Source organism: Streptomyces sp. NPDC031049 (assembly GCF_055571015.1).
On sequence record NZ_JBVIGC010000012.1, the window covers coordinates 60,686 to 84,765 of the forward strand.

A 24,080-nucleotide genomic window follows, 5' to 3' on the forward strand; every position below is an offset into this window, starting at 1 on the left:
CCTGCTCCAGCCGCCCCGACCGCACGGCCTGTTCCGCCCCTGGCGGCACCGCCTGCTCGGCCCTCCCTGACCTGACCGCCTGTTCCAGCCCCTGACCACACCACCTGTTCCGCCCCCTGGCGGCACCGCCGGTTCCGTACCCTGGCGGCATGCGGATGCGCCCGACCCTGAGCTGGACCCCCGCCGAGGATCTGCCGCCGGCGACCACGGACCCGGAGCCGGTCGCCGACGCGCTGTGCGCCGGCGGTGTGCTGGTGCTCAGCGGGGCGGGCATCTCCACGGAGTCGGGCATTCCCGACTACCGGGGCGAGGGCGGAAGCCTGAGCCGGCACACGCCGATGACCTACCAGGAGTTCACGGCCGACGCCCGGGCCCGGCGCCGGTACTGGGCGCGCGGCCACCTCGGCTGGCGCACCTTCGGCCGCGCCCGTCCCAATGCCGGGCACCGGGCGGTGGCCGCGTTCGGGCGGCACGGGCTGGTCTCCGGCGTGATCACCCAGAACGTGGACGGACTGCACCAGGCCGCCGGCAGCCGGGACGTGGTGGAACTGCACGGCAGCCTCGGCCGGGTCGTCTGCCTCACCTGCGGCACGCTCCTCCCCCGCGCCGAACTCGCCCGGCGGCTGGAGGAGGCCAACGCCGGCTTCGAGCCGGTGGCCGCGGGCATCAACCCCGACGGTGACGCCGACCTCACCGACGAGCAGGTCGGGGACTTCCGCGTCGTGCCCTGCGGGATCTGCGGCGGCGTCCTCAAACCGGACGTGGTGTTCTTCGGCGAGTCCGTGCCGCCCCAGCGGGTCGAGCACTGCCGCTCACTGGTCCGGGAGGCGACCTCGCTGCTCGTCCTCGGCTCGTCCCTGACCGTGATGTCCGGGCTCCGGTTCGTCCGGCAGGCGGCACAGGCCGGAAAACCGGTGCTCATCGTCAACCTGGACCCGACCCGGGGCGACCGGCACGCCGTCACCCGGGTCTCGCTCCCCCTGGGCCCGGCCCTGACCTCCGTGGCCGAGCGGCTGGGAATCCCCGTCGACGCGGACGACGGCCCCGGTGACAGGGCGGCGGTGCGCTGAGCCCGGCGCCGGGGCGCCGGCCCGCTGCCCGGATCCGGCAACGTCCGAGGCCGGGAGCTGCCGGTTCGTGATCTTCCACGTCGCCACGTGGCCGGGCGACGCTGGGCCACGCACGCCCCACCGAAGAGGAGGATGCCCCATGAGGACGCTGCTCGCCCGGGCCCGGTCCGCCGTTCGGAACCTCGTCGGGGGCCACCGCCGGCTCGACACGTACCGGCACCCCGAGGCGCACCGCCAGAGCCACCCGGACCGGTACACCGGCCTGGACCGCCACTATGTCCCCTCCCCTCACTCCTTTCTCGGAGCCGGCTCCGGCTCCGGCTCCGGCGGCTAGCCGCGACCGGGCCCGGGGGACGCCCGCCCACGTGAGGGGCGCGGCGCTCCGTCGTCAGGCGGGCGGACGGACCGCGGTGCGCGGGCGTCCGCCCGGTGTCGTACGCTGAGCGTCGACGGCGGCCCGGTGGGGTGGCCGTGCGGCGGTGGGGCCCGCCGTACCCGAACCGCGGCGCCGACGCCGCCAACGGTCCCTACTTGCGATCACGCGCACCCGGTCACGCGGGGTGCCCGGCGAGTAGGAGACGTGTCCGATGAAGCGCCCCGAGTCCCCGGCCGTGGACGGACCCGCCGGCCCCGACGCCGGTCTCCCCGTGCCCGTTCGGCGGTCCGGCGCCTGGCGGGACCAGGCCCCCGTCGTGGGCGTGGTGGCGCTGGGCGGTGCGGCGGGCGCCTCGGCCCGCTACGGCGCCTCTCTGCTGTGGCCGACGCCCGACGGCGGCTTCCCCTGGACCACCCTGGCGGTGAACGCGATCGGCTGCGCGGTGATCGGCGTGTTCATGGTCGTCATCAGCGAACTGTTTGCGGCGCACCGGCTGGTGCGGCCGTTCTTCGGCACCGGCGTCCTGGGCGGGTTCACCACGTTCTCGACCTACGCGGTGGAGGTCCAGGGGCTGACGGACGCCGGCCGGGTCCCTGCGGGGCTCGCCTGTCTGGGGTCGACGCCGCTGATGGCGCTCGCGGCGGTGTGGGGCGCGTCCTGGGCGACGCGCCGCCTCGTGGCAAGGAGACGATCATGACGAGGACGGCCCGTCGCGCGCCGCGCGCGACGATCCCCATCGGTGAGAACGACGTCTGGCACCACCGGCCGCTGTACAGCGAGGGCTGCGAGGTCGTCCGCTACGCCGGCCGCGACGAGGAGGACGAGGAGGGCCCGCGGTGAACTGGCTGCTGGTGATCGCCGGTGCCGCCGTCGGCGCGCCGCTGCGCTACCTGACCGACCGGGCGGTGCGGAAGCGGCACGACACCGTCTTCCCCTGGGGCACCTTCGCCGTGAACGTGGCCGGCTGCCTGGTCCTCGGCCTGCTGACGGGCGCCGTCACGTACGGCGCCGCGTCCGAGTCGGTGCGGCTGCTGGCCGGCACCGGGCTGTGCGGAGCGCTGACCACGTACTCGACGTTCTCCTACGAGACGCTGCGGCTGGCGGAGTCCGGAGCGAGGTTCCTGGCCGCCGTCAACGTCACGGCGAGCGTGGTCGCCGGTGTGGGCGCGGCCTTCGCCGGCGCGGCGCTGGCGAGGGCGGTGTGGGGGTGAGCGGCCGCGGACGAGTCCGCCTGACGGGTCGTGCACGTCCCGTCAGGCGACCCGGCTCGTGCCCTGTCGGTCAGGAGGTCTGGGCCTTGTCGTACAGGGCCTTCGCCTCGTTCCCGAAGTACGGGCCGAACATGCGGTTGGGCAGGAACGTGTAGCCGAAGCTGTTCACGGAGACCTGGAGCCCCACGCCGGTCGACTCGTTGAAGCCGGTGAACCACGGACCGCCGCTGGAACCGCCCGTCATGTTGCAGCCGAGGCTGTGGTCCTGCGAGAACAGGAAGTCCCTGGAGCTGTTGCCGCTGCAATAGATCAGCTTGGAGCCGTCGTACGGCGAGGCGGCCGGGAAGCCGAAGGCGTACATCGGCTTGTTGTAGCCGCCGTTGAACTGAAGGCCCTGCGCTCCGACGACGGAGGTGAGCGTCCGGCCGTTCAGCGGGGCGACGACGGCGGCGCCGACGTCATGGTTGATGTCCTCGCTCGCCTCCCACTGCGGGGTCGTGAGCGTCCTGGTCGCGGTCCACTGCCCGTACGGCGCGTTGCCGTTGTCGTACGCCGGTACGAAGACCCAGTTGGTGTGCCAGCTGCCCTGGTACTTGACGCAGTGTCCGGCCGTGATGACGGTGCTGGCGTTCTGGCTGGTCACGGCGTTTCCGGAGCAGGACGCGGTACGTCCCTGGAAGGTGAAGAAGACGCGCCCCGATGTCTTCACGACCGCTCCCCCGCCGGTCCACGCGCCTCCGGCCTGCGGGAAGGAGGCGGGGGCGGCGGTGGGTTCGACGGTGGTCGCGGGGCCCGTGTCGGCCGGAGGCTTCAGCCGCTTGGCGGCCTGCGGGGTGAGGAGCAGGTCGAGCGGTGTGGCGCCCCGCATGCGCTCGGCGGTCCAGTAGGTGCGGGAAGAACGCTGTTCGGCCTCGGAGATGGTGCGGGCCGGAACAGATCGTTCCGAAGGTGCTTGCGAGGGTTGGGCGTTGGCCGCCCCGGCCTGGGTCAGACCGCCGGCGAACAGGGCTCCCACGGCCAGCAGGATGCCCGCGGCAGTGCGATGGCGTCTCACGCATGTCTCCTTCTGCCGTGCCCGGACGACGGCGTCCGGGCAGGGTGGGGGTAGGAAGAGCGGTGCGGACAGACGTGCGTTAGGCAGCGTGCCACGGAAATCGTGCGTTGTCAGGTGCCCATCAAGAGCGATTCTTCGGCGCCCCGCAAGCGGGTGCGGACATCCGGCGCGAGGGGCGGCGGGTGGTGACCGACCGTCAGGAAGCTGCGAGGCGCTGGGGGCCTGGGTGCCCGGGTGCACAGGCGCACGGGGGCGACGCCCTCGGGGCGCGGGCCACGACATGCGCCGGCCCGTCACCGCGGGAGGTGACGGGCCGGCGGAGGGGTCTGGGTCAGAGGCAGGTCAGAGCCGGGGTGTGCGGGGCCGAAGGTGGGTCAGAGCCGGGGGTACGTCAGGTGTCCGTCGCGGACCCTGGCGTTCTCGTTCAGGGTGGCCGGTCGCGCCGCCGTCGCCGACATGATGTGGACGACGTCCACACCGGCGACGATCAGTGCGTCGGTGATCAGCCTGCGGTGGCACCGCCAGGGCACCGCTTCGCTGCACATGATGGCGGGGCGTTCACGCTCGGCCAGGCCGAGCAACTCCCGCAGGCCCGCCGCGAACTCCTCGCCCGCCATGTGGTCGGCGTAGTCCCGGAAGGCTTTGACCTCCCAGGCGTCGTTCTCGCTCGGCACGCCCTTGGGGGTGTGCCGGCGACCGCCCAGTTCGCGGATCCAGCGGTAGGCCATGTCGGACGGCAGGGCTTCGGTGATCGCGGACTGGTTCCACTGGGGATGCTTGCGCGATGAAGGGAACGAGCGGACGTCCACCAGGCAGGTGACGTCGTGCGCGCGCAGCATCCGCAGCAGCTCGTCGAAGCCGCGTGTCGAGTGACCGATCGTGTGCACGGGGTTGGTCATCGCCCGCACCCCGCCCCGTGCGCCGGTCCGTTCCCGGGTGCGGGAGGGCGTGGCCGCCCTCCCGCGCCTCGTCTACTCGTCCCGCTCGAAATCGGCCTCCCACCCCTCTTTGTCGAGGGCTCGCTGAGCGGCGAAGTACAGATCGTGCACGAAGCTCCTGGCCTGCTCGGGCGGCATGCCGGGGGCCTCTCTCACGAGCCGCTCCGTCCACGTGGCGATGTTCTCGTCGTCGCCCATCTCTCCGACTCCCTCTCCGCCGAAGGCTCCGCTCAGTGGCTGCGCGGGTGGAGCCAGTTCGGCCGGTGGACGCCCCCGCGGCGCTGCCCGGCCGTCCCACCCGCGGCGTCGGTGTGGCTGGTGTGGCCCTCGTCCGCCGCACGGGCGGCCAGTTCGTCGCGCTCCGCGGTGGCCCGGGCGGCCGTCGCCCGGTCCCGGCGGCGCCGCTTGCCGCGGTGCCGCGCCAGCGCCGCCCCCGCCGCCAGCATCCAGACGCCCAGACCGAAGATCAGGGTCAGGGCGATACCTGCGAGGAACGCCCCGAGCGTACTGACGGTGAACGGCTCGCTCCCCAGCAGCGCCACGGTGTAGTCCGGCCCGCCGGAGAGGTTGTAGGCGATCAGGAGACCCGCGAAGGCGGCGGAACCCGCCATGAGCAGGAGACCCAGCAACAGCATGGTTCTCACCTCATCGTCTGTGGGTGTCCTCAACGCACGGGTTACCGGGGCACACGGTGCGAAACGCCCTGCGCCGCACGCGGGACCGCGCCGTGGGTCGCCCGCGTGCGGCGGGCCGGGTGCGGCGGGAGGATGACCGAGTTCCGCGGCAGATTTTCGCACTCTCGACACCACGAGGAATCCGTCTCCATTCGCCTCCATTCCCTCTTCACCGTGTAGCCACGAAATACATGCATCCCGTCCGGACATGCACCCCGTCCGGCGGATATTCGGGCCGGAGCCTGAACAAAGGGCCCATCGGGGACGTCATGTACGGCGGTGTAACACGCCTTCCGTCACAAGACGCAGAGGCAGAAGGAAGAGCGACGACCGGGCCGGCTCTGTTTTTCGGTGACCGGAGCCCCGGATCGATCGCGTCGGCACGACACCCCGCAGATGGGAATTCCCCGTGAGCAATCTCGACCCGAACCCCGGATATCAGCAGAGCCCCGGGTACCAGCCGAACCCCGGATATCAGCCGACCCACCCGCCCGTGGACCCCGGCCGCCCCGTCCGCCGTCAGGAGGCGACGCGCCGCACGGCCCTCGCCATCTGCACGGTCGTCGACATCGCCGCAGGTCTGCTGGTCCTGTGGGTCCTGCTGTTCCTGCTCGACGCGAACCAGGGCAACGTGTTCGTGAAGTTCGTACGGGGATCCGCGGACCTGCTGGCCTGGTGGTCACAGGACATTTTCACGATGGACACCGAGGGGATGCGCGTCCTCCTCAACCACGGCCTTCCGGCTGTCGTCTATGTGCTGCTCGGCCATGGAATCGCCGCCCGGCTCAACCGGGCCTGACGCCCGCCGCAGCGAAGGATAAGGATCCACCGTGACGAGCACTTCCACAGAAAACGATCTCCCGCCGATCTACGAGCTTCTGGTACGCGAACGCGGTGACGCCGTGGCGGAAGCCCAGACGGCAGCCGCACACATGGAGCGGCAGGCCACGGAACTCCTGACGGGTTTCACCGCGGGCCGGCAGACCCGGCGCCCCGCCGACCGCGGAATTCCGGCCGCCGGTGAGCAGCCGGGGCGGCGCGGGGCACAGCCATAGCCGCACCCGCTGCCGGGACATCCGCCCGCCTCACCCGTTCAAGGAATGTGTGCAGGAGCCTCACACGGATTGCACACGGCCTTTCGAAAGGCTCATTAGCGTGGCTGCCCGATCGCTCCCCCCGTCCGGACACGGACCCGGTCGGTTCCGGACGGGGCACGGCCAGTCGACCCAGGAAGGCCGCAAGACCGCAGATGGACTACTGCTCCTCGTGCCGGCGCCACCTCAACGGTGCCCTGGTGTGCCCAGGGTGCGGCGCCTACGCCCCGGACATCGACCCGTGGACCGGCGGCGGCCATGACGACCGGACCGGACCGGCGCAGCCGCCGACCGGCGGCGGGACGATCGCCCTGGCGGACGGCGGCACCGCCGTCGTGGACGAGGAACCGCCCGCGGCGAGTCAGGGTCGGCCCGCGGCGAGTCAGGGACGGGCGGCCCGCCGCCGGCAGCTGGCCCGCTGGAAGAAGAACAAGCGCCGGGCAGCGGTCGCGAGCGCCGTCGCACTGGTCGGGGGCGGGCTGACCATGGCGACGATGGACCGGCACTCCCCCGACCGGGCGCAGGCCGCCGAAGCGACCGACAACCGCATCACGGGCAAAGCGCAGGAGCAGGGACACGCACCGAACCCGCCGACGACCGCACCGAACCCGGCCCAGCGCACTGACCCACCGTCACCGGTGCCCTCGTCGGCGCGGCAGCAGGTGACCTCCGCCCCGAGCGGACGGCCCGTCACCCCCTCGCCCCGCGAGACACCGCCGGGCGCGGCACCCGAGGCCACCGCGTCCGGCGGCCCCTCCGCCCCGGCGCAGCCCCGGACCACCCCTCCGGACGGCGGCGGCCCGGCCCCGGACGGCGCCGACTCCAGCGCCGGCTCCGGGTCCGGCTCCGCGACGGCGCGGCCGACGGCTCCGCCGACGTCCGGCGGCACGGACACCGGCCCGTCCCCGAGCGCCCCGGCCCCGGCACCGGAGTCCCCCACGCAGGTCTGCTTGCTGGTGCTCTGCCTCGGCTGACGTACGACCCACCGGCACGGACACCCGGCGCTCCTCGCAGTTCCCTCACACGCCCGGCACAGCAACGGCGTGTGACGCGGCAGCGGCGTTACGGTCGCACGAGGGCGACGAAAGGGAGCCAGTGCACCCGATGTGGAAGACGTTCCGGTGGGCCTTCGCCGTCACCGCGCTCGGCCTGTCCGCCGGCGTGCTGTACGACGGCTGGACCGCGCTCGGCCTCGTGGCCGTCCTCGCCGTGCTGGAGACGTCCCTGTCCTTCGACAACGCGGTGATCAACGCGGGCATCCTCAGGAGACTGAACCCCTTCTGGCAGACGATCTTCCTCACCGTGGGCATCCTCATCGCCGTCTTCGGGATGCGGTTGCTCTTCCCCGTCGTCATCGTCGCCGTCAGTGCCCGGCTCGGGCCCGCCGATGCCGTCCACCTGGCACTCACCGACAAGGCCCGCTACCAGGAACTCGTGACCGACGCGCACCCGTCGATCGCCGCGTTCGGCGGCATGTTCCTGCTCATGATCTTCCTGGACTTCGTCTTCACGGACCGCGAGACGAAGTGGATCGGCCCGCTGGAGCGCTTCCTGTCCCGGCTCGGCCGGATCGACATGCTGGCGCTCTGCATCGCACTGGGCGTGCTCCTCGTGACCGCCACGACCTTCGCCGCCCACGCCCACCAGCACGGCGGCACCCATGCCGACAAGGCTCAGACGGTGCTCGCCTCGGGGGTCGCCGGCCTGATCACCTACCTGGTCGTGGGCGGCCTCTCCGGCTTCTTCGAGGGCAGACTGGAACGGGACCGGAGCGAGGAGGGCGCCGGGGAGCGGTCGCGAGCCGGTCTGGCCGGCCGGGCCGCGTTCTTCACGTTCCTCCACCTGGAGGTGCTGGACGCCTCCTTCTCCTTCGACGGGGTGATCGGCGCGTTCGCCATCACCAACGACATCGTCCTGATGGCGCTCGGTCTCGGCATCGGCGCCATGTACGTCCGCTCGCTCACCGTCCACCTGGTCCGGCAGGGCACCCTCGACGACTACGTCTACCTGGAGCACGGCGCCCACTACGCGATCGGTGCCCTGGCCCTGATCCTGCTCGTCAGCATCCGGTACCAGATCAACGACATCGTCACCGGCCTGGTCGGCGTGACCCTGATCGGTGCCGCCTTCTGGTCGTCGGTCCGCCACAACCGCGCCCCGGCCCGCTGAGCCGGCCGACGAGCGGCACGCGGGTGCGGTGGCCGACGCGGAGCACGGCTTCGCGCTGCTGGAGAACGGCCCGGGGAACCTGGCCGCGCGACCGTGACTCCCCGGACCGCCCCCCGGATCAGTGGCCGCCGGTGAGCTGTCCGGCGAGCCGCTGGTGCATCCTGGCGCTGGCCTCGTCGAGGCCGGTGATGGTGACCTTCTTGCCGCGCTGGGCGTACTTCGTCTCGATGGCGTCGAGGGCGGCGACCGAGGAGGCGTCCCAGATGTGGGTGCCGGACAGGTCGATGACGACGTCGTCGGGGTCGTCCTTGTAGTCGAACTGGTAGACGAGGTCGTTGGAGGAGGCGAAGAACAGCTCACCGGTGACCGAGTAGACGACCTGCTTGCCGTCGGGATCGACGACGCCGGAGACGTTGGCGAGGTGGGCGACCCGCTTGGCGAAGACCACCATCGCGGCGACGGACCCGACGACGACGCCGACGGCGAGGTTGTGGGTGGCGACGACGACGATCACCGTGGCCGCCATGACGCCGGTCTCGCCCAGCGGCATCCGCCGGAGGGTCTTCGGGCGGACGGAGTGCCAGTCGAAGGTGGCCACCGACACCATGATCATGACGGCGACGAGGGCGGCCATGGGGATGTCCGAGACGACCGGGCCGAAGACGATGCAGAGCACCATCAGGAAGGCCCCGGCCAGGAAGGTGGACAGGCGGGTGCGGGCGCCGGAGACCCGAACGTTGATCATCGTCTGGCCGATCATGGCGCAGCCGCCCATGCCGCCGAAGAAGCCGGTGACGATGTTGGCGACGCCCTGGCCGATGGACTCCCGGGTCTTGTCGGAGTGCGTGTCGGTGATGTCGTCGACCAGCTTGGCCGTCATCAGGGACTCCATCAGGCCCACCAGCGCCATGGCGAGGGCGTAGGGGGCGATGGTGGTGAGGGTGTCCAGGGTGAACGGCACGTCCGGCAGGCCCGGAACGGGCAAGGAGGAGGGCAGCTCGCCCTTGTCGCCGACCGTGGGGACGGCGATCCCGGCGGCGACCGTGATCACGGTCAGGACGACGATCGAGACCAGCGGCGCCGGGACCACCTTGGTGACCTTCGGGAAGAGCACCATCAGGGCCAGACCGGCGACGACGAGGGGGTAGACGGCCCACGGCACGTCGCGCAGCTCGGGAACCTGCGCCAGGAAGATCAGCACGGCCAGGGCGTTGACGAAGCCCACCATGACGCTGCGGGGCACGAACCGCATGAGCCGGGCCACGCCGAGCGCGCCGAGGATCACCTGGAACACGCCGGCCAGGACGACGGCGGCGACGAGGTAGCCCAGTCCGTGCTCGCGGTTGAGCGGGGCGATGACGAGGGCGACCGCACCGGTGGCCGCCGAGATCATCGCCTTGCGGCCGCCCACGACCGAGATGACGGCCGCCATCGTGAACGAGGCGAACAGGCCGACGCTCGGGTCGACACCGGCGATGATCGAGAAGGAGATGGCCTCCGGGATGAGGGCCAGGGCGACGACCAGACCGGCCAGCACCTCGGTGCGCAGCACCTTCGGCGAGGCGAGCCAGTCGGGCTTGGACGGACGCAGCTTGGCGGCCGCGGACAGCGGAGAGGACATGCAACCGTTCCTGTTTCGGGCGCTCGCGTCCACACCGCTGGACGCCCGCGCACGCGTACGGATTCCCACGGGGTGTGAGGAATCCCTCCGGCACCGGACGTCCCTGCGGGGGGCGTGCCGGACGGGGCGGCAGCCCAGGGCTGCCGGATCGGGCGTCGTCGCCCGGGAAGTCTTCGGGTGCCGTCCGGGCCCTGCCGGGCCCCGCTACGGCGGACGTGCCCCTGCCGCGCACGAGGCGGCGCGAGGAGCACGCCGGAAACTCTACCCTGACGTTAGGGAAGAGTGCGAGTCGCGGCTGGGGAACGCAGGCGAACGGCCCTCGGGACCTGTGATTGCCCTCACGTAAACTCGAGGACTCGTCCATGACTCGAGGACTTGTCCATGGCGCACGGACTCGTCCCCGACGCAGACCAGCGGGGACCCGAAGGAGAAGGCGCGGCGATGAGCGAGCGGCACATGCAGATCGGCGAGGTGGCCGAGCGGACCGGTCTGTCGCTGCGCACCATCCGCCACTACGAGGACGTCGGCCTGGTGGTCCCCTCGGCCCGCAGCAAGGGCGGATTCCGGCTGTACACCGAGTCCGACGTCGAGCGTCTGATGGTGATCCGGCGCATGAAGCCCCTGGACTTCTCGCTGGAGGAGATGCGGGACCTGCTGGAGATCACCGACCGGCTCGGCGACCTGGCCGACCCTCCGGCCGGTGACGAGCGCGAGCGGTTGCGGGAGCGCCTCGATGCCTACCGGAAGGTGGCGGACGAGCGCTGCGAGAGCCTCCGCGCCCGCCTGGAGATGGCCGAGGAGTTCGCCGGAACACTGCGCCACAGGCTCCGGGAGGACGCCCGCCCGACCGGCTGAGCCGAGAGCGCCGTGGAGCCGCAGAACGTCATGCTGGCACCGGACGGGGCGGTCACGCCTGACATCAGGCGTTCCTCGGCCGGCCGTGTCAGACGATGACGTCGGGCCGGTCGGGGCCGAGGTGGTGGACGGCGGTCTGTCCGGCGTGCGGGAGGAGCAGCCCCCGCAGTTCCTCCGCCGCCGTCTTCAGCAGGTCCCCGTCGCGGGTGCCGTGGAGGGTCTCGAGGACGAAGACCACGCGGGTGGAGTCCTCGGTGACCCGGGTGCGATGGGCGTCGCGGTGGTTCCAGTGGCGGGTGAGGACCCCCGTGGCGTCGGCGTAGACGATCTCGCCGGGCCTGGGCTTCTCGACGGTGCCCGGCTCACCGAGCGGGGTGAACTCCTCCGTGCCGTCCGCGTGCCGGATGTCGACGTCGCCGGTGACCTGGTCGAGGTCGAAGGCGCCGGCGGGCAGGCCGTGGCGGACGGAGACGGAGTTGTAGGAGTCGACGGCCGGGTTGATACGCGGCAGGGTTCCCTTCTTGGTGAGGCGGCGCCCGAGCGCGTCGACGCTCGGGCGGATGCGGCGGGGGTTGGTGCCGAAGGAGCGGTACGCGGTGTGCCACGCCTCGATGCGGGGGTCGGTCTCGTCGGCGGGCCGCCAGACGCCCGCGGCGAGCCGCTGCTCCAGGTCCTCGAGGGCGGCGGCGGTCTTCGGCCACGGTTCGCGGCCCGTCAGGTCGGTGGCGGTGACCAGGGTGATGAGGGTGTCGGGGAAGGCGTCGGCGACGGCGCCGGCGAGGCGGAAGGTGGTCATGGAGCGGCTCCGGTTCCTGCGCGGTGAAAGGGGTGGGGCGTTCGCACGTGCTGGACGGCGGAAGTGACGATGGACAGCGGAAGAGACGGCCGGGGGGCGGGACTTGGCGTCGGCGCGCCCGCGGGGGGATGGATCGGGTCGGGGGGCGGAGCGGGCCGGGGCGGGCCGCGTTCAGGGCTTGAAGGTGCCGACGCGGCCGAGGCGGTCCCGTTGCCGGCGCGCCGCGGAGGCGTCCAGGCCCCGGCCGCGCGCGGTGAGGCGGTCGGCGACCGAGGAGCGGTGCTCGACCGGCTTGTGGTCGTCGTACTTGAACTTGGCCAGCACCTCGGTGACCTCCAGGCGCAGCCCGCGGATGCCGGAGAGCATCCGGCCGTACGGGGGCCGGTCCGGGGCGACGGGCGCGTGGTCGCCGTCGGGCTGGAAGTGGGCGAGCTGGCGGCGCAGCAGGGCGGCCTTGGCCTCGGGCTCGTCGACGACGTGCGCGCGGCAGGCGAACTGGACGGCGGCGTAGTAGCTGGTGGGGACGCCGTCGGTGGGCGGGGTGCCGGGCTTGGCGCGCCAGGGGCCGGGGACGAAGGCGTAGTCGCCGGTCACGGTGAAGGTGACGTTCGGGTCGTGCTCGATCGCGTCCCAGACCGGGTTGGGGCGGGCGAGATGGATCAGTAGCCCGTCGCCGTCGCCGGTGAAGTGGGTGGGCACGACGACGGGCGGGCGTCCGGGCGGGCCGTTGACGCTGAGCTGGCCGAAGTCGTGGCCCTCGGCGATCCAGGCCTGCCATTCGGCGTCGTCCAGGCCGGCGTCCCAGGGATGGATGAGCATGCGGTACTCCGTGCGTGGTGTGGTGCTGCGGCGGGCCGGAACGACTGGACCGTACAACGAACCGACCGAGGTATGTCAATCAAACGACCGGACGGTACAGTGCAGTGACCGCCGAGAAACCCGAGGAAGGAGGCCGGATGGCCGCCGAGACCGAGGCCGCACTGCGCGCGCTTGCGCACAACGTCAGGGCGGTCCGCGCCCGCGCCGGTCTGTCACTGGACGAACTGGGCCGGCGCGCGCAAGTGAGCAAGGGAGCCCTGGTCGCGCTGGAGAAGGCCCAGGGCAACCCGAACTTCGCCACTCTGGTGCGGCTCGCCGACACCCTCGGCGTCTCCGTGTCCGCCCTGCTGGACGGACCGGCCGAGGGCCGCGTCCGGGTGGTGGCCGCCGACGCCGTGATGCCGCTGTGGACCGGCCCGCGGGGCAGCGAGGCGCGGCTCATGCTCACCACCTCCGGTCCGGCCCCGGTCGAGGTGTGGCGGTGGCGGCTCGAACCCGGCGAGGAGTACCCCAGCCACCCGCACCAGGCCGGCGTCGTGGAGACCGTCAGCGTCACCTCCGGCCGGCTGACCCTGGTCGTCGACGGCACCGAGCACGCCGTCGCCGCCGGCCAGACCGCCGCCTTCGACGGCGACGCCCCCCACACCTACCGCGGCGCGGGCGACGAGACCTGCCACCTGGTCATGACCGTCCACCTGCCGCCCGGCCCCGGTGCCGCCTGACCGGGGCCGCCGCGGCGCGGTGAAGGGGCCGTGAAGGGACCGGGAACCGCAGGACCCCGGCCCACCGGCCCGTCAGGTGCCTCGTGCATGATCGGTGGGGCCCCTCGACCTTCAGGGCGGGGAGGCGTCTCGTCGAACACGAAGGAGATGGCGTTGACCATCTGGGAGTCACTGGCGGTCTTCACCGCCGGCATCGGCGCGGGCACCATCAACACCATCGTCGGTTCCGGAACGCTGATCACGTTTCCGGTCCTGCTCGCCACGGGACTGCCGCCGGTGACGGCGACCGTGTCCAACGCCCTGGGGCTCATCCCCGGGTCCGTCAGCGGCGCCATCGGCTACCGGGCGGAACTCAAGGGGCAGCGCCCGCGAGTCCTGCGGCTGGGCGTCGCGGCCGCGATCGGCGGGCTGGGCGGGGCGATGCTGCTGCTCATGCTGCCCGAGACCGCCTTCGAGACGATCGTTCCCGTCCTCGTGGCGCTCGCGCTGGTCCTCGTCGTGTTGCAGCCGCGCCTGTCCGCCTTCGTGCAGCGGCGCCGCGCCCGCGCCGGAACCGCCACCCGGGCCGACGGCGGACCGGTGCTCTTCGGCGGTCTGCTGCTCGCCAGCGTGTACGGCGGCTACTTCACAGCCGCGCAGGGGATCATCTACCTCTCCCTGATGGGCATGCTGCTGGACGACACCCTCCAGCGCCTCAACGCCGTGAAGAACGTGCTCGCCGCGATCGTGAACACCATCGCGGCGCTGTTCTTCCTCTTCGTCGCCGACTTCGACTGGACCGCCGTCCTGCTCATCGCCGTGGGGTCCGCGATCGGCGGGCAGCTCGGCGCCAGGATCGGGCGCCGGCTGCCTCCGGCGGCTCTGCGCGCCTTCATCGTCGTCGTCGGCGTCAGCGCCATCGTGCAGTTGCTGCTGCGCTGAGAGGGGGCGGGCGGCACGGGGCCCGGTCAGCCGACGGCGCGGCGGAAGACCTGGCGCGAGCCCCCTTCCGGGCCGGGGTCCGCGGCCTCGGCGGGGACGAAGCCGAGGCGCTCGTAGAAGACGCGGGCGCCGCCGGTCACGGCGGCCGGGTGGTCCGCGCCGAAGGTGACCACCTCGACGGTGCCCGGGCCCCGGACGAACCGGCGCATGGCCTCCGCCATCAGGGCCCGTCCGACGCCCGTCCCGCGCCGGCGCTGCGAGACGACCAGCCAGTCGACGTGGTGCACGGGGCCGCCGGCGCCGAACAGCAGGCCGCCGAGGAGCCCTTGCCCGGACGCGTCGGCGACCAGGGCCGTGGACCGGCGGATGTGCTCCCGCACGGCCCGGTGGAACCCCGGTTCCTCCACCATCGGCCCGAACCAGTGCTCCACCTCGGCCGCCAGGCCGAGAAAGCCGTCGAAGTCCCGCTCCTGCGCAAGTCTGACCGTCATCGCACCAGTCTGACAGGCCGGGCGGGCACGGCACCGCGCCCACGGCCCTGCGCGGGAGAGCGGCGTCCCGCGAGGTCACCGGCCCACGGGCGAGGGGGGCTCGGGCACCCGGCCACCGGGCACATCCGGCGCACCCGGTCGTCGTCTCGTCCTAGGCTGTGCCCATGCAGTCACCGGGGGACATGATCGACGGGCGTTTCGAGCTGGTGGAACGGCTGGGCAGCGGAGGCATGGGCACGGTGTGGCGGGCCCGCGACACCGTGCTGCAACGACAGGTCGCGCTCAAGGCCGTACGTCCGGACGCGGAGGCCACGGACGCGGTGCGCGAGCGGGTCCTGCGGGAGGCCCGAGCGCTGGCCCGGCTGAGCCACCCCCACGTGGTGACGGTGCATCAGATCATCGAGATGGAACCCCACCCGTGGATCGTCATGGAGCTGATCCACGGGCTTTCCCTGCAAGAGCGCCTGAGCCAGGGCCCGTTGACGGCACAGGAGGCGGCGCGTATCGGCCGTCAGGTGCTGTCGGCGCTGCGTGTCGCGCACGCGGCGGGCGTCCGCCACCGCGACGTCAAGCCCGCCAACATCCTGCTGCGCGCCGACGGCGAGGCGGTCCTCACCGACTTCGGGATCGCGGCGCTGCACGGCGCGACCGGGCTCACGGCCACCGGCGAACTCGTCGGATCGCCCGAGTACATGGCCCCGGAGCGCATCCGGGGCCGGGACGACGACCCGGCCTCCGACCTGTGGTCCCTCGGCCTGGTGCTGTACGTGTGCGTCGAGGGCGCGAACCCGCTGCGCCGCGCGACGACGCTCGCCACGCTCGCGGCGGTCATCGACGAGCCGGTGCCGCCGCCGATGCGCTCCGGACCGCTGGCCCCCGCCCTCACGGCGCTGCTGGTCCGTGACCCGGCGGCCCGTCCGGACGCCGCCCGGCTGGACGCCATGCTCGCCGAGGTGGAGGCGGGCACCGCGGCACGGTGGGACCAGCCGACGGCGACGGCCCTGTCCACGCCCGCGCCGGCGGCGCCGCCCGCGCCTTGGCCGGTCCCCGCCCCGCCGGGGCCCGCGCCGACGCCCACCCGGCCGGACGTACCGGCGGTCCCGGCGGCGCCCCGGCGTGCGCGCCGGGCCCTTCTCGCCGGTGTCGGCGTCGCCGCGGTCGCCGCGGCGGCGGTCGCCCTGTACCTGCCGTCGAGGGGCGCGGGCGACGGCGGCGGTGCGGCAGCCGGCCCGGCGAAGGGGGCCACGACGGTGACGGCCACGGCGACCGCCACGGCCCCGGCGACGGGCACACCGGCCGCGTCCGCACCGGGCCCCGCCCCCGGCGCGAACGACGGCACGGCGCCGGACGGCCGGAACCCCGACAGCCCGGGCCCGGACAGCTCGCGCCCGGGCGGCCGGAACCCGGACGGCCAGGACCTGGCGGGCCGCTGGATCGCGCAGCTGTACTCCGAGCCGGTGTCCTCCGGCACGGCGGCCCGGGACCGGCGGCTCGCCCGGGTCCGGGCGACCGTGCCGGAGGCCCGGCTGCTCCGCAGCGACGACTACGCCTCACTGCGCCCCGGGTACTGGGTGATCTACGCGCCGGGCCCGTTCGCCGACGGCCGTGCCGCCCTGGACCACTGTGCCGAGTACGGCCGTACCACGGCGAACACGTGCATCGGGCGCTATCTGAGCCGCGACCCGGCCGACGCGGCTCTCCAGTGCCGCCCGCCGGCCGCGAACCCCACGGGGCGCTGCACGAGGAACGACTGACGGGCAGGGCGCCGGCCGGCGGGGCACCGGCCGGCGCTGCGGCCTGTTGACAGCGGCCGATCCAAGATCACACAATCGGTCCATGACCACCGCCTGGTTCGACTCGACTACGGGGCTCTCGCGTTGCCCCGACCGAACCGGGTGTGAGCGCTCCGGTCGATGACCGATCGCCGTTGAGCCGACTGCCCGCCGCCCCCGAGGGCGTCGGAGCCTCTGCGCGGCGGCACGCCACGGAGCACTTCTTCCTCACCGACGCACCTGACGTGCGGGCCGCCGACGCGACCGTATCCGCACACGGCCCGACCAGGCCGTCGAGGGAGAGGGACACATGACCGCCATGGACACCGCACCGGCAACCGTCCTCCGCGCCGCACAGATCCCGGGTGACGGGCTCTACGAGGGACCGCGCATCCTGCGCCGGGTGCCGGAGGACTGGGAGGAACGGCCCTACGAACTGTTCGAGGTGATCCCGCAGGCCCGCACCATCGGCGCCGAGATCCGCGGAGTCGACCTCGCGCAGCCGCTCACCCCCGCCCTGTACGAGGAACTCGACCGTGCGCTGCTGGAGTGGAAGGTGCTGTTCTTCCGCTCCCAGCACCTCACCTCCGACCAGCAGCGGGCCTTCGCCCGGAACTGGGGCGAGCTGGAGACCAACCCCCTGCTGGCCATGGGGTCCAGCGAGGACGTCGTCCGCTTCGACAAGGGCGCCACCGACGTCCGGACCTTCGAGAACGTCTGGCACACCGACGTCACCTTCCGCGAACGCCCCGCCCTCGGCGCCGTCCTCCAGCTCCGGGAGGTGCCGCAGTTCGGCGGGGACACGATGTGGGCCGACATGGCCGCCGCCTACGACAACCTCCCGCGGCACGTGAAGGACCGCATCGACGGCGCCCGTGCGGTGCACGACTTCATCCCGGGCTTCGCCCGCTTCTACGGGCCGGAGCGGCTCGCCCCGTTCCAGGACCTCTTCCCGCCGGTGGAGCACCCCGTCGTCCGTACCCATCCCGTCACCGGCCGCCGGATGCTGTTCGTCAACACGTCCTTCACCACCCGCATCGTCGGCATGGACCGCGACGAGAGCGACCGGCTGCTGCGGATGCTGTTCCAGCAGGCCCACGTACCCGAGTACCAGGTGCGGTTCCGCTGGCAGCCCGGCGACATCGCGTTCTGGGACAACCGCGCCACCCAGCACTACGCCGTGAACGACTACGCCGGCCGGCGGCGCGTCGCCGAACGCGTCGCCATCGCCGGGGACCGGCCGAGGTAGCCCACGGCCGTGTGATCCTGCGGTGCCGGGGGCCGCTTCCCCGGCGAGGCGGGGTACCCATGACGGGTGCCCCGCCGGACAGCCACGGGAATCGGCCGGGGCGGACCGCGATCGGCCGAGGAGGACGGGTGAAGGGGACGAAACCGGTGAGCCGGGTGGTCTCGCTGGTGACGGGCGCGGCGCTGCTGCTGATCGGTGCCGCGCTGCTGGTCCTGCCCGGTCCCGGCCTGCTCCTGGTGTTCGCCGGTCTGCTGATCCTCTCCGGGCAGTTCCCCGCCCTGGCCCGCTACGTCGATCCGGTGCGGGAGCGGGCGATGAGCGCCGCCGAGGAGAGCGTCTCGTCGCCGCTGCGCCTGACGGGCTCCCTGCTCACCGTCGCGGCCCTGCTGGCCGCGGGCGTCGTCTGGGGGGTCGTCCCGGGCCTGCCCCTCGCCGGCTGGGCCACGGCCTCCGGGCTGATCGTCTCCGGCTTCCTGCTGCTGGCCCTCCTGGTGTGGAGCCGGCGCAGGCTCGGCACACGGCGCGACCGGGTGCAGTGAGCGGCCCGGCCGTCGTCGACCTCGACCAGGCGTCCCGGGCACGTCCGGGGGTCCCGGGCACGTCCGGCCGGCCCGGCCGGAATACGGGTTTGCATGATCATGCGAGAGGCTGCATACTCTTCCTGTGTCCAAGGTTCTCACTTCCCTCCCCTCCGGCGAACGCGTCGGCATCGCCTTCTCCGGCGGCCTCGACACCTCTGTCGCGGTCGCGTGGATGCGTGACAAGGGTGCCGTCCCGTGTACGTACACGGCCGACATCGGCCAGTACGACGAGCCCGACATCGCGTCGGTGCCCGGTCGCGCGAAGACGTACGGCGCCGAGATCGCACGCCTGATCGACTGCCGCGCCGCGCTGGTCGAGGAAGGCCTGGCCGCGCTCACCTGCGGGGCGTTCCACATCCGTTCCGGCGGGCGCGCCTACTTCAACACCACGCCGCTCGGCCGTGCCGTCACCGGCACGCTGCTGGTCCGGGCGATGCTCGAGGACGACGTCCAGATCTGGGGCGACGGCTCCACCTTCAAGGGCAACGACATCGAGCGCTTCTACCGGTACGGCCTGCTGGCCAACCCGCACCTGCGGATCTACAAGCCCTGGCTGGACGCGGCCTTCGTGACCGAGCTGGGCGGCCGCAAGGAGATGTCGGAGTGGCTGCTGGCCCACGGCCTCCCCTACCGCGACAGCACGGAGAAGGCCTACTCCACCGACGCCAACATCTGGGGCGCCACCCACGAGGCCAAGACGCTGGAGCACCTGGACACCGGCGTCGAGACGGTGGAGCCCATCATGGGCGTGCGGTTCTGGGACCCGTCGGTCGAGATCGCCGCCGAGGACGTGACGATCGGCTTCGAGCAGGGCCGTCCGGTCACCATCAACGGCAAGGAGTTCTCCTCGCCGGTCGAGCTGGTGATGGAGGCCAACGCCATCGGCGGCCGGCACGGCCTCGGGATGTCCGACCAGATCGAGAACCGGATCATCGAGGCCAAGAGCCGGGGCATCTACGAGGCACCCGGCATGGCCCTGCTGCACGCGGCCTACGAGCGTCTGGTCAACGCCATCCACAACGAGGACACCCTCGCGCAGTACCACATCGAGGGACGGCGGCTGGGCCGGCTCATGTACGAGGGCCGCTGGCTGGACCCGCAGGCCCTGATGATCCGCGAGTCGCTCCAGCGCTGGGTCGGCGCGGCCGTCACCGGTGAGGTGACCCTGCGGCTGCGGCGCGGCGAGGACTACTCGATCCTCGACACCACGGGCCCGGCGTTCAGCTACCACCCGGACAAGCTGTCGATGGAGCGCACGGAGGACTCCGCGTTCGGCCCGGTCGACCGGATCGGCCAGCTCACCATGCGCAACCTGGACATCGCCGACTCCCGCGCCAAGCTGGAGCAGTACGCGGGCCTCGGTCTCATCGGCACCAGCGGCGCGGCCGTCGGCGCGGCCCAGGCGGCGGCCGCCGGGCTGATCGGGACCATGCCGGAGATGCCGCAGGGCGGTGCCGAGGCCATCGCCTCGCGCGGCGAGGTCTCGCAGGAGGACCAGCTGCTGGACCGAGCCGCCATGGAGTCCGGCAACGACTGACCCCGGGCGGCCCCTGAGACATCGGGCCGGTTCCGTGCCGCTCGGCACGGAACCGGCCCGCCGCTCATCCGGTGCGGGACCGGCCCGCCGCTCGTCCGGCGCGGGACGAGCCCGCCGCTACTCCACGCCGGGCGGCACCCGCGTGGCCTGGTGGTAGTACATCCGCCAGCCCGCCGCCCCTTCCGCCTTGCGCCAGAGGGAGCTGTGCCGGGTCCGCACCTCGCCGAGCACGGTCTCGAAGGTCAGGTGCACCAGGCCCGGGGCGAGTCGTACGCCCCGGATGTCCGAGGGCCGGTAGCGGGGGCCATCCGCCGCACTGCCGGGATGCCCGGGCAGTTCGGCGAGCATCTGCTCGTACGTCCACCGCCGGCCCGAGCCGCCGACCTCCACGAACTCCGGGTCCAGCAGCGGCGCGGCGCGTTCCCGTGAACCGCGGACCGCCGGATCCATGAGCCGCAGCTCGCCCGCGATCGCCTGGGCGACCTCCTCCTGCACATCGTCCATGGACGTATCGTCACCGCCTGCGCTCCCTGCGCCGCAAGCGGATTTCCCCCGCGCCGGTGCCGGTGATAGCACCGCGTTATGGCCAAGAGCTAGTACCTCCCTCGCGCCCTCCTCTGGGATTCTGAGCGGTGTTCACAGCGAACTCCCGTGTCACGTACGGGTGTTCGCCGTGCACGCGGTCTTCGGGCCGCAACCCCCACACCCACACGCCCACCCGGCGTGTCTCCCCGAATCGAGGAACCTTGCGCATATCAAGGCTCTTGCTCGCTCTCGCCGCAGCGGCGGCCTCCGTCCTGGCCCTGCTCGTCCCCTCGGCCGCCGCGGCCACGGGCCCGGGAGGCCAGGGCACCAAGGCGCCGCAGCCCATCATCGGCGGGGCCCCGGCGACCAACGCACCGTGGGCCGCACGGCTGTTCTCGAACGGCAGAGAGACCTGTTCCGCGACGATCATCGCCCCGACGTGGATCCTCACCGCCAAGCACTGTGTCACCGGCGGCGGACTGTCCTTCCGCATCGGGAGCCTGTACCAGCACAGCGGCGGCACCGTCGCCAACGGCGTGCAGACCTACACCCACGGCTCGGACCTGGCGCTCGTCCGTCTCGACCGTTCGGTGTCGGCGACCTACGCCCGCCTCGGGCAGCCCGGCTCGGTGCGGGTCGGCCAGACCGTGCAGGTCTACGGCTGGGGCGCCACCTCGCGGTGCGGATCGGAGATCAACTGCCAGTCCCCGTACCTGAAGGTGGCCAACGTCACGGTCACCGGAGGCTGCGGTGACGCCTACGGCGGCTCCGCGATCTGCGCCCGCCGCGGCGACGGCATCACGGCCGGCGGTGACTCCGGCGGCCCGATGATGGCGAACGGCATCCAGGTGGGCGTCGCCTCCACCAGCGACCGGCAGACGACCACGGCGTACACCAACGTCACGGCGTACCGCTCCTGGATCCAGTCGGTCGCCGGCGTCTGATCCACTCCCTTCCCCATGCAGGGGACCGGGCCCCTCGTCCGCGCCGGGCTGAGGGGCCCTCGGCGTCCCTCGGCGTCCCGGCGCTCAGCGCGCGGTGCCGCTGAGGACGAAGTCCGCGAGCGTGATCGTGTAGTCGTCGCGGGACGGCCGGTAGGCCATGCAGTAGCGGGCCGGGTACCAGCCGGGGACGCGCCAGGCGCGCGGCTGGGGCACCGGGGAGCAGGCGTGGTGCGGTTCGGCGGTGCGCAGCCCTTCCAGGAACGCCTTGGTGAGCATCGGCTCCATGAAGACGATGTCGCCCCCGTAGGCGCCGTAGATGAAGGTGTGGCCGGTCAGCGGCCCGGTGGTCGGAGGCCGGCTGTCCAGGTGGGCGCCCATCGCGCCCTCCGCCGTCTCGGGGCTGGCGGCCGGATAGCCCTCGGGGAGGTACGCGGCCGGCACCGGCTCGGCGGCCGTGGCGAGCTGGTCGCAGTCGATGAGCAGCGCGCAGCGGCCGAGCCGGATGGCGTCGCGGGTCTCGCGGGGCACGAGGTAGAAGTGCACGTCGAAGTGGGGCACGTCGTAACGGCCGTGCGGCATGTGGCCTTCGGGGTTCCAGTTGAACAGGACCCACCGGAAGGGCAGCCCGGGGTCGCCGGCGGGCCGGGCCGGCTCCCCGGGCAGGGACAGTTCCAGGCCGTGACCGCCGACGCACTCGTGGGAGGGGTGGACGGCACCGTCGCCGTCCGCGTCCACGCAGTGCTCTCCGTCCGTGGGGGCGGTCGGCAGTCCGGACAGGGCGGAGGCCGTCAGGACGACGCCCAGGGAGCCGGGGCGGTCGCCGGCGTCCTCGTGGAAGACGCGGATGTGTCCGTCGCCGAGGCGCTGCGCCGGGCCGTAGACGACGTGCTCGTCGCGCGCCCCCCTGTCGTCGGCGGAGGCGGGGGCGCCGGAAGCGGCGTGCCGGTCCGGGCCGGGACGGGGCTGCCCGCCCGCGCCCGGCAGGGCCGCGAGCAGCAGGGCGGCCGAGGTCAGGGCGAGGGAGTGGACCAGGCGCATGCGTCCGTCCTTCGTGCCGGGACGCTCCAGGAGGAGCGTGCGTTGAGCCCCGCAGCGTCCACGCCGGTGACCTTGCGCGTGCAGGACCTGATGTCCGCCAGCCTGTGCTCCGACAGCACCTGGCGAATGTCGGAGAAGCCGTCCGGGGCAAGGATCTCCACCCGACGGAGCAGCGGGTCGGGCTCCAGCCGCCGGTGCGCGTCCAGCAGCCGTGTCGTCTCCGGGCGCCGCGTCGCGTCGTAGCGCAGCAGCGCCTCCTCGACGTCGTCGTGGTGGGCGAGCTGGTAGGCCAGCACGCGCGCGTCCACGATCGCCTGGGACGCCCCGTTGGACCCGGTGGGGTACAGCGGGTGGGCGGCGTCCCCGAGCAGGACGACACGGCCGTCGGTCCAGCCGGGCAGCGGGTCGCGGTCGATCATCGGATAGCGCAGCACGCGCGGTGCCGCGGCGATGGTCCCGTGCAGGTCGAGGAAGGGCACCCGCCAGCCGGCGAGGTGCGGCAGGACGGCGCCGGGGGCGGCCGCGCACTCCCAGTCGGCGGGCGGGACCCTGCGCGGGTCGGCGGCCTCGCGGGTCTCCACCACCCAGTTCAGCGTGCAACGGCCGGTCGCGTCGGGGGGCGAGACCGGGTAGACCACGGCCTTCACCCGGGAGTTGCAGCCGATGATCACCATGGTGCGCCCGTCCAGGAAGGGCGGCTGCCGGCTCAGCCCGCGCCACATGCAGATGCCGTTCCAGATCGGCGGCCCCTCGCGGGGGTACATCACGGACCGCACGGCGGAGTTGACGCCGTCGGCGCCGACGAGCAGGTCGCAGGCGTAGGGGGTGGGCTCCCCGGCCACGTGGGCCCGCACGCGCCGCCCTCGGACGTCGCCGCCGTCCTGCTCGTAGCCGGTCAGCCGCCGGCCCGTGCGGACCGTTCCGGGGCCCAGGCGCCGGGTCACCTCGCGCAGCAGGAGCGCCTGGAGGCGGGCGCGGTGCACGGAGTACTGCGGCCAGCGGTACCCGGCCGCCCGGCCGCGCGGCTCCGACCAGATCATGCCGCCGTAGCGGTGGTGGTACTCCAGCCGGGCCGTGGCCACGGCCTCCGCGGCGAGTTCCTCGCCCAGGCCCAGCTCCGTCAGCTCCCGCACGGCGGCGGGCTGGAGATTGATGCCCGCGCCCACGGCGCGCAGCCGTCGGCTGCCCTCCAGGACCACGACGTCCTCCAGGCCGGCGGCGTGGAGGCTGAGCGCGGTCGTCAGCCCTCCGATGCCGGCGCCCACGATCAGAATTCGGGGAGAATTCTTTCCGCTGTGTGGCAGCATTTTCAACAACCTTTCGGCAGTCTTCCCCCAAAAATGCGGGAGCCCGGGAAACGGCGCAAACGCAGCCCGGAACGATCTCTCGTATGAGCGCCGGAGAATCATCCGCATCACCCGATCGGCCCAGACCCGAGTGCCGCCTAACGGGTTACGTGCTTTCAATTGAGAGTCGGCAACAGAAAGGCTGCGACATGAATCACGTGGCGTTCGGCGCGTGCGACATCCAGCGCCTCCAGCATGCCGTTGACTACGCACGTCACGCGTCCGGGAGCCCACTTGAGGAGCTTCTGCCGCCCTGGATGCCAGGCGCGCTGAAACG

General features: G+C 72.8%; 28 protein-coding genes. 17 read left to right on the top strand and 11 right to left on the bottom strand.

What is annotated here, in order from left to right; translation table 11 throughout:
• Nucleotides 1–149: 149 nt before the first annotated feature.
• The 5 genes from ACZ45Q_RS20975 (at nt 150) to crcB (ending at nt 2,657) form a co-directional block, all read left to right on the top strand.
• On the top strand, nt 150–1,070 hold the full coding sequence (locus tag ACZ45Q_RS20975) for an NAD-dependent protein deacetylase (protein WP_468263389.1): 921 nt from the start codon (nt 150–152) through the stop codon (nt 1,068–1,070).
• A 139-nt stretch (nt 1,071–1,209) separates the two neighbouring features.
• Entirely contained in the window at nt 1,210–1,404 is a 195-nt protein-coding gene (locus tag ACZ45Q_RS20980) for a hypothetical protein (protein ID WP_468263392.1), read from the top strand.
• A gap of 253 nt (nt 1,405–1,657) precedes the next feature.
• The gene (locus tag ACZ45Q_RS20985) at nt 1,658–2,143 is read left to right on the top strand and encodes a fluoride efflux transporter FluC (RefSeq protein ID WP_468263395.1); all 486 of its coding nucleotides are present in this window, start codon (nt 1,658–1,660) and stop codon (nt 2,141–2,143) included.
• Nucleotides 2,140–2,286: a hypothetical protein gene (locus ACZ45Q_RS20990; RefSeq protein WP_468263398.1), complete on the top strand. Its 147-nt coding sequence runs from the start codon at nt 2,140–2,142 to the stop codon at nt 2,284–2,286. Before ACZ45Q_RS20985 ends, ACZ45Q_RS20990 begins: the two co-directional genes overlap by 4 nt.
• Nucleotides 2,283–2,657, top strand: coding sequence for a fluoride efflux transporter CrcB (crcB, locus tag ACZ45Q_RS20995; RefSeq protein ID WP_468263401.1), 375 nt, complete (start codon nt 2,283–2,285; stop codon nt 2,655–2,657). Before ACZ45Q_RS20990 ends, crcB begins: the two co-directional genes overlap by 4 nt.
• Before the next feature lie 70 nt (nt 2,658–2,727).
• Here the strand turns inward: crcB and ACZ45Q_RS21000 are convergent, their stop codons facing one another.
• The 4 genes from ACZ45Q_RS21000 to ACZ45Q_RS21015 form a co-directional block, all read right to left on the bottom strand.
• A complete protein-coding gene (locus ACZ45Q_RS21000; protein WP_468263404.1) occupies nt 2,728–3,711 on the bottom strand; it encodes a trypsin-like serine peptidase in 984 nt (327 codons plus the stop codon).
• Nucleotides 3,712–4,085: 374 nt separating this feature from the next.
• Complete coding sequence (locus ACZ45Q_RS21005; RefSeq protein WP_468263406.1) at nt 4,086–4,610, bottom strand: DUF488 domain-containing protein; 525 nt, start codon at nt 4,608–4,610, stop codon at nt 4,086–4,088.
• Nucleotides 4,611–4,682: 72 nt separating this feature from the next.
• Nucleotides 4,683–4,847 carry a hypothetical protein gene (locus tag ACZ45Q_RS21010; RefSeq protein WP_468263409.1) on the bottom strand — a complete coding sequence of 55 codons (165 nt, stop codon included), beginning with the start codon at nt 4,845–4,847 and terminating at the stop codon, nt 4,683–4,685.
• Between the two features lie 32 nt (nt 4,848–4,879).
• Nucleotides 4,880–5,284 (bottom strand): hypothetical protein, encoded by a 405-nt coding sequence (locus ACZ45Q_RS21015; RefSeq protein WP_468263412.1) that lies wholly within the window; start codon nt 5,282–5,284, stop codon nt 4,880–4,882.
• 448 nt (nt 5,285–5,732) lie between these two features.
• On the opposite strand from ACZ45Q_RS21015, the gene ACZ45Q_RS21020 reads away from it, so the two are divergent.
• From ACZ45Q_RS21020 to ACZ45Q_RS21035, 4 genes are all read left to right on the top strand, one after another.
• Nucleotides 5,733–6,122 (top strand): hypothetical protein, encoded by a 390-nt coding sequence (locus ACZ45Q_RS21020; protein WP_468263414.1) that lies wholly within the window; start codon nt 5,733–5,735, stop codon nt 6,120–6,122.
• A 31-nt stretch (nt 6,123–6,153) separates the two neighbouring features.
• A complete protein-coding gene (locus tag ACZ45Q_RS21025) occupies nt 6,154–6,378 on the top strand; it encodes a hypothetical protein (RefSeq protein ID WP_468263417.1) in 225 nt (74 codons plus the stop codon).
• Between the two features lie 194 nt (nt 6,379–6,572).
• Entirely contained in the window at nt 6,573–7,391 is an 819-nt protein-coding gene (locus ACZ45Q_RS21030) for an SCO2400 family protein (RefSeq protein ID WP_468263420.1), read from the top strand.
• Between the two features lie 130 nt (nt 7,392–7,521).
• Nucleotides 7,522–8,586, top strand: coding sequence for a DUF475 domain-containing protein (locus tag ACZ45Q_RS21035; RefSeq protein ID WP_468263423.1), 1,065 nt, complete (start codon nt 7,522–7,524; stop codon nt 8,584–8,586).
• Nucleotides 8,587–8,704: 118 nt separating this feature from the next.
• Here ACZ45Q_RS21035 and ACZ45Q_RS21040 read toward each other — a convergent pair whose 3' ends face one another.
• Complete coding sequence (locus tag ACZ45Q_RS21040) at nt 8,705–10,207, bottom strand: SulP family inorganic anion transporter (protein WP_468263426.1); 1,503 nt, start codon at nt 10,205–10,207, stop codon at nt 8,705–8,707.
• Between the two features lie 441 nt (nt 10,208–10,648).
• Between ACZ45Q_RS21040 and ACZ45Q_RS21045 the strand changes: the two genes are divergently transcribed.
• On the top strand, nt 10,649–11,062 hold the full coding sequence (locus tag ACZ45Q_RS21045; protein ID WP_468263429.1) for a MerR family transcriptional regulator: 414 nt from the start codon (nt 10,649–10,651) through the stop codon (nt 11,060–11,062).
• An 88-nt stretch (nt 11,063–11,150) separates the two neighbouring features.
• On the opposite strand, the gene ACZ45Q_RS21050 is transcribed toward ACZ45Q_RS21045, so the two are convergent.
• Both ACZ45Q_RS21050 and ACZ45Q_RS21055 read right to left on the bottom strand, forming a co-directional pair.
• Complete coding sequence (locus ACZ45Q_RS21050) at nt 11,151–11,858, bottom strand: B3/B4 domain-containing protein (protein WP_468263432.1); 708 nt, start codon at nt 11,856–11,858, stop codon at nt 11,151–11,153.
• Between the two features lie 171 nt (nt 11,859–12,029).
• The gene (locus ACZ45Q_RS21055) at nt 12,030–12,677 is read right to left on the bottom strand and encodes an FMN-binding negative transcriptional regulator (RefSeq protein ID WP_468263434.1); all 648 of its coding nucleotides are present in this window, start codon (nt 12,675–12,677) and stop codon (nt 12,030–12,032) included.
• Nucleotides 12,678–12,814: 137 nt separating this feature from the next.
• On the opposite strand from ACZ45Q_RS21055, the gene ACZ45Q_RS21060 reads away from it, so the two are divergent.
• Both ACZ45Q_RS21060 and ACZ45Q_RS21065 read left to right on the top strand, forming a co-directional pair.
• Entirely contained in the window at nt 12,815–13,399 is a 585-nt protein-coding gene (locus ACZ45Q_RS21060) for a helix-turn-helix domain-containing protein (RefSeq protein WP_468263436.1), read from the top strand.
• Between the two features lie 147 nt (nt 13,400–13,546).
• The gene (locus tag ACZ45Q_RS21065) at nt 13,547–14,320 is read left to right on the top strand and encodes a sulfite exporter TauE/SafE family protein (RefSeq protein ID WP_468263438.1); all 774 of its coding nucleotides are present in this window, start codon (nt 13,547–13,549) and stop codon (nt 14,318–14,320) included.
• Nucleotides 14,321–14,346: 26 nt separating this feature from the next.
• Here ACZ45Q_RS21065 and ACZ45Q_RS21070 read toward each other — a convergent pair whose 3' ends face one another.
• Nucleotides 14,347–14,811 carry a GNAT family N-acetyltransferase gene (locus ACZ45Q_RS21070; protein WP_468263440.1) on the bottom strand — a complete coding sequence of 155 codons (465 nt, stop codon included), beginning with the start codon at nt 14,809–14,811 and terminating at the stop codon, nt 14,347–14,349.
• Nucleotides 14,812–14,975: 164 nt separating this feature from the next.
• On the opposite strand from ACZ45Q_RS21070, the gene ACZ45Q_RS21075 reads away from it, so the two are divergent.
• The 4 genes from ACZ45Q_RS21075 to argG all read left to right on the top strand — a co-directional run bounded on the left by ACZ45Q_RS21075 (nt 14,976) and on the right by argG (nt 19,950).
• The gene (locus ACZ45Q_RS21075) at nt 14,976–16,565 is read left to right on the top strand and encodes a serine/threonine-protein kinase (protein ID WP_468263443.1); all 1,590 of its coding nucleotides are present in this window, start codon (nt 14,976–14,978) and stop codon (nt 16,563–16,565) included.
• Nucleotides 16,566–16,902: 337 nt separating this feature from the next.
• On the top strand, nt 16,903–17,832 hold the full coding sequence (locus tag ACZ45Q_RS21080; protein WP_468263898.1) for a TauD/TfdA dioxygenase family protein: 930 nt from the start codon (nt 16,903–16,905) through the stop codon (nt 17,830–17,832).
• A gap of 128 nt (nt 17,833–17,960) precedes the next feature.
• Nucleotides 17,961–18,371: a PGPGW domain-containing protein gene (locus ACZ45Q_RS21085; protein WP_468263446.1), complete on the top strand. Its 411-nt coding sequence runs from the start codon at nt 17,961–17,963 to the stop codon at nt 18,369–18,371.
• 124 nt (nt 18,372–18,495) lie between these two features.
• On the top strand, nt 18,496–19,950 hold the full coding sequence (gene argG, locus ACZ45Q_RS21090; RefSeq protein ID WP_468263448.1) for an argininosuccinate synthase: 1,455 nt from the start codon (nt 18,496–18,498) through the stop codon (nt 19,948–19,950).
• A 117-nt stretch (nt 19,951–20,067) separates the two neighbouring features.
• On the opposite strand, the gene ACZ45Q_RS21095 is transcribed toward argG, so the two are convergent.
• Nucleotides 20,068–20,454 (bottom strand): nuclear transport factor 2 family protein, encoded by a 387-nt coding sequence (locus ACZ45Q_RS21095; protein WP_468263451.1) that lies wholly within the window; start codon nt 20,452–20,454, stop codon nt 20,068–20,070.
• A 242-nt stretch (nt 20,455–20,696) separates the two neighbouring features.
• Here ACZ45Q_RS21095 and ACZ45Q_RS21100 point away from each other — a divergent pair, with 242 nt between their 5' ends.
• Nucleotides 20,697–21,419 carry a S1 family peptidase gene (locus ACZ45Q_RS21100; RefSeq protein WP_468263453.1) on the top strand — a complete coding sequence of 241 codons (723 nt, stop codon included), beginning with the start codon at nt 20,697–20,699 and terminating at the stop codon, nt 21,417–21,419.
• A gap of 84 nt (nt 21,420–21,503) precedes the next feature.
• Here ACZ45Q_RS21100 and ACZ45Q_RS21105 read toward each other — a convergent pair whose 3' ends face one another.
• Both ACZ45Q_RS21105 and ACZ45Q_RS21110 read right to left on the bottom strand, forming a co-directional pair.
• A complete protein-coding gene (locus ACZ45Q_RS21105) occupies nt 21,504–22,457 on the bottom strand; it encodes a hypothetical protein (protein WP_468263456.1) in 954 nt (317 codons plus the stop codon).
• Nucleotides 22,430–23,722, bottom strand: coding sequence for a flavin-dependent oxidoreductase (locus ACZ45Q_RS21110; protein ID WP_468263459.1), 1,293 nt, complete (start codon nt 23,720–23,722; stop codon nt 22,430–22,432). Before ACZ45Q_RS21110 ends, ACZ45Q_RS21105 begins: the two co-directional genes overlap by 28 nt.
• Nucleotides 23,723–24,080: the final 358 nt, after the last annotated feature.

What these genes read in the sequence shown, in the direction of transcription:
- ACZ45Q_RS20985 (WP_468263395.1), top strand. Translation starts at nt 1,658, where the DNA reads ATGAAGCGCCCCGAGTCCCCGGCCGTGGACGGACCCGCCGGCCCCGAC.
- ACZ45Q_RS20980 (WP_468263392.1), top strand. Translation starts at nt 1,210, where the DNA reads ATGAGGACGCTGCTCGCCCGGGCCCGGTCCGCCGTTCGGAACCTCGTC.
- ACZ45Q_RS21010 (WP_468263409.1), bottom strand. Translation starts at nt 4,847, where the DNA reads ATGGGCGACGACGAGAACATCGCCACGTGGACGGAGCGGCTCGTGAGA.
- ACZ45Q_RS21005 (WP_468263406.1), bottom strand. Translation starts at nt 4,610, where the DNA reads ATGACCAACCCCGTGCACACGATCGGTCACTCGACACGCGGCTTCGAC.
- ACZ45Q_RS21050 (WP_468263432.1), bottom strand. Translation starts at nt 11,858, where the DNA reads ATGACCACCTTCCGCCTCGCCGGCGCCGTCGCCGACGCCTTCCCCGAC.
- ACZ45Q_RS21105 (WP_468263456.1), bottom strand. Translation starts at nt 22,457, where the DNA reads ATGCGCCTGGTCCACTCCCTCGCCCTGACCTCGGCCGCCCTGCTGCTC.
- ACZ45Q_RS20975 (WP_468263389.1), top strand. Translation starts at nt 150, where the DNA reads ATGCGGATGCGCCCGACCCTGAGCTGGACCCCCGCCGAGGATCTGCCG.
- ACZ45Q_RS21065 (WP_468263438.1), top strand. Translation starts at nt 13,547, where the DNA reads ATGGCGTTGACCATCTGGGAGTCACTGGCGGTCTTCACCGCCGGCATC.
- ACZ45Q_RS21075 (WP_468263443.1), top strand. Translation starts at nt 14,976, where the DNA reads ATGCAGTCACCGGGGGACATGATCGACGGGCGTTTCGAGCTGGTGGAA.
- ACZ45Q_RS20990 (WP_468263398.1), top strand. Translation starts at nt 2,140, where the DNA reads ATGACGAGGACGGCCCGTCGCGCGCCGCGCGCGACGATCCCCATCGGT.
- ACZ45Q_RS21015 (WP_468263412.1), bottom strand. Translation starts at nt 5,284, where the DNA reads ATGCTGTTGCTGGGTCTCCTGCTCATGGCGGGTTCCGCCGCCTTCGCG.
- ACZ45Q_RS21040 (WP_468263426.1), bottom strand. Translation starts at nt 10,207, where the DNA reads ATGTCCTCTCCGCTGTCCGCGGCCGCCAAGCTGCGTCCGTCCAAGCCC.
- ACZ45Q_RS21035 (WP_468263423.1), top strand. Translation starts at nt 7,522, where the DNA reads ATGTGGAAGACGTTCCGGTGGGCCTTCGCCGTCACCGCGCTCGGCCTG.
- ACZ45Q_RS21095 (WP_468263451.1), bottom strand. Translation starts at nt 20,454, where the DNA reads ATGGACGATGTGCAGGAGGAGGTCGCCCAGGCGATCGCGGGCGAGCTG.
- ACZ45Q_RS21080 (WP_468263898.1), top strand. Translation starts at nt 16,903, where the DNA reads ATGGACACCGCACCGGCAACCGTCCTCCGCGCCGCACAGATCCCGGGT.
- ACZ45Q_RS21045 (WP_468263429.1), top strand. Translation starts at nt 10,649, where the DNA reads ATGAGCGAGCGGCACATGCAGATCGGCGAGGTGGCCGAGCGGACCGGT.
- ACZ45Q_RS21055 (WP_468263434.1), bottom strand. Translation starts at nt 12,677, where the DNA reads ATGCTCATCCATCCCTGGGACGCCGGCCTGGACGACGCCGAATGGCAG.
- ACZ45Q_RS21060 (WP_468263436.1), top strand. Translation starts at nt 12,815, where the DNA reads ATGGCCGCCGAGACCGAGGCCGCACTGCGCGCGCTTGCGCACAACGTC.
- ACZ45Q_RS21030 (WP_468263420.1), top strand. Translation starts at nt 6,573, where the DNA reads ATGGACTACTGCTCCTCGTGCCGGCGCCACCTCAACGGTGCCCTGGTG.
- ACZ45Q_RS21070 (WP_468263440.1), bottom strand. Translation starts at nt 14,811, where the DNA reads ATGACGGTCAGACTTGCGCAGGAGCGGGACTTCGACGGCTTTCTCGGC.